Below are 6576 nucleotides of genomic sequence, written 5' to 3'. Positions count from 1 at the left end.
TCTTCCGCCACATGACGCAAAGCCAGGAAGCTGCAGAAGATCTGGCGCAAGAAGTCTTTCTGCGGATCTACCGTGCCCGTAATGGATACCAGCCGACAGCCCGTTTTTCGACGTGGCTGTTCCGTATCGCAAATAACCTGGCGATGAACTCGCACCGGCATAAGTCCCAGCGAAAAGAAGTGCAGCTTCCCGCCAGCGATTCGGTCGCACTGACCAGTGTCGGTCCGGGCGACCAGGCAATCGCCGACAAGTCCGCCCTGATGCCTGCCCGCCAGGTCGACAAGCAGGAGTTGCAACTGGTCGTCCAGAAGGCGATGGCCGAACTGAACGAAAGCCAGCGACTGACCGTCCTGCTGCACAAGTTTGAAGGGATGAGTTACGTTGAGATCGCGGAGACGATGGAAATGTCTGTTCCCGCCATCAAATCCCTTCTCTCTCGTGCTCGAGATAGCCTCAGAACCGCGCTTGCGCCTTATATGCAGCTGAGCAAATAGTCCTCATTTTACGTCCCGGCGTTTTCAAGAAGCACCATGGAAAAGACCGTCCGACTCAATGCTGAGCAACGCGAGGATCTGGTCGCCTATCTCGACGGAGAACTCCCCGACGAGCAGGTGCGGCAAATCGATCAGATACTGGCGAACAGCGCTGTCGCGCGTCATGAAGTCGAAGCTCTCTCGCGGACCTGGGAACTACTCGACTTGCTGCCCACGATTGATGCATCGCCTGAATTTGCGGACAAGACGCTGTCGCACCTGAAAGCACTGGAAAAGCCGTTTGTCCTGCGGGAGCAGCCCTGGTTTATTCACCTTCGCCGGACAGGGATCGCGGCCATGTGGCTGCTGTCGATCTCACTCTGTACGTGGTTCGGCCTGTACCTCACACAGCATCTGATCCCCAACCCGAACGACGAACTGCTGCTGGATCTGCCAACGATCGAGAATCTGGACCAGTATCAGGAAATCCAGGACATCGAATTCCTCAGGGAATTGAAACGGTCCAGCCTCTTCGATGATCCGCAGGAGAAGTAAGTCATGAGATTTCGAGTCCCCCTCCTGATGACTCTGCTGACACTCATCGCGACCCATCCATGTCGTGCAGTGGACCGTCAACTGATTGCGTCACGAGCCAATCAATTACAAAAAATGTCCCCCATCGAGCGGGATCGGCTCAACCGCAACATCGCCGAATTCCGCAAGCTCAGCGATGCCGAGAAAGAGCACTTCCGCAAACTTCATCGCGAACTGAAAGCCGATGCGGCCAGTGGTGGGAATCTCACAACCCTGCTTCAGACCTATTCCGTCTGGGTCCAGACATTGACGCCGACTCAGCGGGATGAACTTCAGAAGGAATCGAACCTCTCACATCGATTCGCTCTGGTCCGGAAATTCAAGGAAGAACAGGAAGAACCGGGGGAGCCCGTCGAATCCAATCCGCCGATCGCAGCGGAACTCGTGACCGACGAAAACGTCAAGCAGCTCAATACAGTCTTCACGAAGCGCGAAGCCCTGGTCCCCAAAGATTTGAAGTCGGTGCTGAAAGTTCTGACAGATGATCTCGACAAACAGCACATGCAGCCCGCCTTCGAGAATCCGGATCTGGCGGCATTCATTCCTTTGATCCACGCCAGTGTCCAGTCGATAGGGGGTGACTATCAGACATGGCCGGAACAAAAACTGCTTCAGGAAATGATTGGATCGCTCAACAAGGAAACGGCGCAGACGTTCAGCAAACTGAATCCCAACTCCAAACGCGACGTCATGGTCCGGATGCTGCTCTTGGGAGTGATGAAACAGGCTCGTGACGAAGTCAAATTTCCTACCGAGGACGAGAAGCTTCAGATCTTGAAAGAGATGAAGCCGGCGGAACGCGAATGGATCATGAATCAGTCGGCAGCCCGCATGAAGATTTACCTGATCCGAAAATCCATGGAACTGCGGGGCGAGGAGGCACTAAGCGACTTCAAACAGATTCCCGAATATCACAAGCAGATTGAAGAGCTGTTTGAACGGTTTGAAGTCGCACCACCACCGCGATTCCTCGGCAAAACCAGGAAAAACAGCAGCCGGCAGAAGAAGTGATGCAAATCTTCCTGATGAGAACCTAGCAAACATGTCTCGATGGCCGTTTATCGTTTTTTCTGTGCTCGTCCTGCTGCCACTGATTCTGATTGCAGGGGTGAGTGGCTGGCTATTGTGGGTGTCCGGGAACTGGTTCTGGCTCTCATGGACGATCACCGTCTGCTGGACTTCGGCCTGGCTGCTGCACCGCTTTGCCAAACCAGTGCAGGTGCCGCTTCCCGAGATTGGCTCGAAGATTCACTGGACGCCCCGCGATCACGCCGCCGCGGCACTCATCGAAGCCGAGCAGAAGCGAGTGGTTGACTTCACCGCCACACAGCTCGCGGATCCCCAGTTCTACACGACTCGATCGATCGAACTGGCGACGGAGTTTGCGAAACACTACCACCCCAATGCGAAAGATCCTCTCGGAGCCGCATCGGTCGTCGAACTATTGACGACGATTCAACTGGTGGCAGAAGATCTTGAATCGACGCTCCGTAACAGCATTCCCGGAAGCCATCTCGTCACTGTTTCACAATGGCGGATGCTGTCGAATGCTCCCGCCTGGTGGCGGACTGCGAACAATTTCGGCTGGCTCGCCTCTGTCATTCTGAATCCCACCAGTCTGGCACGCTTTGCCGTTTCCAAAGCGTTTGTCGATCCCCTTTCGGAACAACTTCAGACAAACATCCTGGGAACCTTCTACGCACTTTTTATCCGGCAACTGGGCTTCTACCTGATTGAACTCAACAGTGGACGTCTCCGAGGGGGATCCGCCGCGTACCGCGCTGCGATGCGCAGGCTGGAACCGATTCCCGTCACGGATCCCGACAACCAGACAACCGTCCTGCCGGATGCAGTGACTGTGACGATCGCCGTCATCGGACAGGTTAAAGCCGGTAAATCGAGCCTCGTCAACTGCATGCTGGGGGAACAGCGGGCCGCCGTTGATATCCTGCCCCTGACACGCGATGTGACACGCTACGACCTGCGGATGAATGAGCACTCGGATCGACTGATCCTGCTCGATACACCGGGCTATAGTGATTCAGGCGCAACGGCACAGCAGATCTCGGAAACCTTTGAAGCGGTCAAGAACGCGGATCTCGTGCTGCTAGTGATGGATGTGCGATCCCCGGCAAAGCAGGCCGACGTCGCGATTCTGGATCAACTGGATACGTGGTTTCGGGAACGTCATCGGTTTAAGCCCCCGGCGATTGTCGGCGTCGTCTCGAAGATCGATGGCCTCAGCCCCATCATGGAATGGGCGCCACCCTATTCCTGGGAGAATCCACAACGCCCTAAAGAACGGAATATCCGCGACGCCCTGGAGTTCGTACGGAAGACATTTTCTGACCGCCTCGCTTCCGTCGTTCCCGTCTGCAGTGACCGCGAAAATGGTCGTGTTTTTGGAATCGAGGAATACCTGCTCCCGACCATCACGCTGCTGCTGGATGAAGCCCGAGCCTGTTCACTCGTTCGGTCACTGCACCGTGAATACGACAAGCAGCGGGCCTGGCAGGTCGTAAACCAGTTGATGTCAGTCGGCACAAAGATCAAAGAGCTGGCGCCCGGGTTCATCAAGGCTCAGGTCAATCAGGTCGCTCGTAACCTGTTGACGAATATCACCGGTAAAGGGAATTGAGCTTTTCCTTCGGAAAACGGCAGGCTGCACGGGTCTGAAGATGCGCAAGAGTCTCTTGATATCAGCCCGTCGGCTCGCCTAGACTGGCAGTCGCGGATCGGGTCCGACGTAGTGCGGAGGGTTATGAAAACTCTCTGACCAGGGCCCCTGCGACAAACTTGCCACCGAGGGGAGTCTATCTTGCTGAATATTTGTCCTGAAATGGATCGCAATTGTACCGGTCTCTCGCGACGAAATTTTCTGCAGGTGGGCACTCTGGGCGGACTGGGACTTTCACTTCCTCATCTCCTCGCCGCAAAAGCACAGGCCGAGTCGAAAGAGAAAAAGGGACGTGGAAATTCGTCAGATGTCAATTGCATCCTGATCTGGACCCAGGGGGGCACAAGTCATCACGACACGTTTGACCCAAAACCTCAGGCCCCGATCAATGTCAAAGGGGAATATGGGGTCATCGATACCGCCATTCCGGGCGTGCAGTTTACAGAGATTGTGCCGCGCATGGCGCAAGAGATCGGGCGGTATGGGTTGCTGCGAAGCTGGAACCCCATGAACGGCAGTCACGGGGTGGCTGACCAGCACGTCATGTCGGGACGTCCATTTAATCCTGCCATGCACTACCCCACCATCGGGTCCGTCGTCAGCCACCAGATGGGTTTCAAAACGGCGATGCCCCCGTTCATTCAATTGGGCAATGCCGTCGATCGCTCTTTTGGTGGCGGGAAAGCGGGCATCCTGGGACTGGAGCACAATGCGTTTGAGATCCTTGCGGATCCCAATGCCCAGAATTTCGTGGTTCGCGACATCTCGCCGCCAAGTGGTATCACGAACGAACGGGTCGATCGGCGTAAACGCGTTCTGGGGATGGTCGATTCGCTGCAGCGAAGCACGAGCGTCCAGCCAACTGACTTCGATGCACTGGATGAAAACTATAAGACCGCACTCGACATGATCACCGCACAGGAGACACGTCAGGCATTTGAACTCGACAAGGAAGACCCGAAACTACGCGAACAATACGGTAAAAACTCGTTCGGGCAAAAGTGCCTGCTGGCCCGTCGATTGATCGAGGCCGGTGTTCGCTTCGTGACGATTTCGGACGGGGGATGGGATACTCATCAGAACAACTTCAGCGCGCTCAAAGGCCATCTGCTCCCCCGAATCGATCAGGGTCTGCCTCAGTTGCTGATCGATCTTGAGCAGCGGGGAATGCTGGAGAAAACCCTCGTCGTGTGGCTCACCGATTTCGGTCGTACGCCCAAGATCAACTCCGCCAGCGGCCGTGACCACTGGGCCTCCGCGGGTTTCGCTGTCATGGCCGGTGCCGGAGTCCCTGGCGGGAGTGTCGTCGGTGCCACCGATGACGAAGGGGGTCAGCCAATTCGCAACCAGTACTTCAGTGAAGACCTGGTGGCCACCATTTATCACAAGCTTGGCCTGCCCCTCGATCTACACGTCCAAAGCCCGGACGGCCGCCCAGTGCGCCTGATCGAAGGCAACCTGATCAGGGAATGGGTGTGACCCAGGCCCCCCCCTTTGCTGCATGGGGGCACACCTACCTTCTGATTCGCACCGAGAGACAGAGGAACTCTCCATCATCACGTTGTCGGCGGGAAGAGTGCTTTAGCGCGCCCCGATGATAGGTGAAACCTGCACCATGGAAAGCTCCAATCGTTCCGACTCCGGGCCAAGAATCCCCCGCCGCACCAAACCTTACCGCCCACTATTCCGAATTGTGATGTGGAACAGTGAAGAGTTGTGCAGCCCCTCCGTGAAGGGGGATCTTCCGCACGCTGAGCTGAGGCATTGCTTTAATCCCGCGTCCCAATCATGAGACGATGAGTAACGGGCGAGCAATGCACCGGGATTCAGGGACCAATCGTCCGCATCAGCGTTTGCTCCGTCCGTTGAGACTCTTTGCCGTACGAGTCTTTCGCTGTCGGGCAAGATTCTTCACCTGGTCCTGCCGGGAAGTATCTTCGAACGCCGGCGATTCAACGACTTCCCACTCGTCCCCTTCGTTCCAGGGACCAGTGCTGTCTGTTTCCCCTTCGTCTCCCTGGCCGGTGGAGTCGTTAAAGTAGACATTCACTACTTCCTCCGATGGCGGGATCACTCCGATGTCCAGATAGTTCTTACCCAGACTTTCGAGCCCCAGGGTGAACGCTTTCAGATGGGTGATTTCGCGCGTCATCAGAAATTGCAGGGCGTCCTTCGTGCCGGGATCGTCACAGAAATTGATCAGTCGCTCGTAAACGATTTTCGCTCGCGCTTCCGCGGCGATGTTGCTGCGCAGGTCGACATCCAGCTCGCCAGTAATTTTCAGATAGTCCGCCGTCCAGGGATTTCCCTGTGAGTTGAACAGGCAGACCCCGCCTCCCCCCGCAATGGCCACCAGCGGGTCGGCTTCCGCAGCCTCCCGCGCTTCCTTCATCGGTTTGAGGTGCAATCGTGCGAGAGCTCCGATGACCTCCAGGTGGGAAAGCTCTTCCGTGCCGATGTCCATGAGCAGGTCTTTGAGCGCCGGATCATCGCAGTTCATTCCCTGGATGGAATATTGCATTGCGGCAGCCAATTCGCCGTTCGCGCCACCGAACTGTTCCAGCAGCATATTGCCGAAACGGGGGTCAGGAGTGCCGACGTCGACTGTGTACATGAGTTTCTTGACGTGATGGTACATACCGGGGTCCTTGGGTCTAGAGGAAGAGTGGGCACATCGACGGAGCAGACATCGCTGCAGGCGGATGACGCAACTCTGGACTACTTGCAACTGGTGCGCCGCGGAGCCAGCTTGAAACTGCTCCGCTGAACATGTCCCTGGGTCATCGGCGACAGGAGACGCTAAACTGCACCTCGACTAGATGGATCTCTGGT

6 protein-coding genes are annotated in these 6576 nt (G+C 56.3%); 5 read left to right on the top strand and 1 reads right to left on the bottom strand.

Features of this window, described 5'->3' with window-relative positions; genetic code table 11:
* The 5 genes from VGE80_RS10015 to VGE80_RS09995 form a co-directional block, all read left to right on the top strand.
* Positions 1-494: RNA polymerase sigma factor (locus VGE80_RS10015; protein ID WP_440592563.1), on the top strand; the 494-nt coding region annotated here is incomplete at its 5' end.
* Between the two features lie 36 nt (positions 495-530).
* Positions 531-1028, top strand: coding sequence for an anti-sigma factor family protein (locus tag VGE80_RS10010; protein WP_373651586.1), 498 nt, complete (start codon positions 531-533; stop codon positions 1026-1028).
* Positions 1029-1031: 3 nt separating this feature from the next.
* Positions 1032-2078 carry a hypothetical protein gene (locus VGE80_RS10005; RefSeq protein WP_440592562.1) on the top strand — a complete coding sequence of 349 codons (1047 nt, stop codon included), beginning with the start codon at positions 1032-1034 and terminating at the stop codon, positions 2076-2078.
* Between the two features lie 31 nt (positions 2079-2109).
* Positions 2110-3705: a GTPase family protein gene (locus VGE80_RS10000; protein ID WP_440592561.1), complete on the top strand. Its 1596-nt coding sequence runs from the start codon at positions 2110-2112 to the stop codon at positions 3703-3705.
* 246 nt (positions 3706-3951) lie between these two features.
* A complete protein-coding gene (locus tag VGE80_RS09995; protein WP_440592560.1) occupies positions 3952-5223 on the top strand; it encodes a DUF1501 domain-containing protein in 1272 nt (423 codons plus the stop codon).
* A gap of 367 nt (positions 5224-5590) precedes the next feature.
* On the opposite strand, the gene VGE80_RS09990 is transcribed toward VGE80_RS09995, so the two are convergent.
* On the bottom strand, positions 5591-6382 hold the full coding sequence (locus VGE80_RS09990) for a manganese catalase family protein (protein ID WP_440592559.1): 792 nt from the start codon (positions 6380-6382) through the stop codon (positions 5591-5593).
* Between the last annotated feature and the right edge of the window lie 194 nt (positions 6383-6576).

Origin of the sequence: Schlesneria sp., assembly GCF_036405755.1 — a bacterium.
Classification (GTDB): Bacteria; Planctomycetota; Planctomycetia; order Planctomycetales; family Planctomycetaceae; genus Schlesneria; species Schlesneria sphaerica.
Note: the sequence above shows the minus strand (reverse complement) of the source record. Positions and strands in the feature narration are given on the sequence as shown.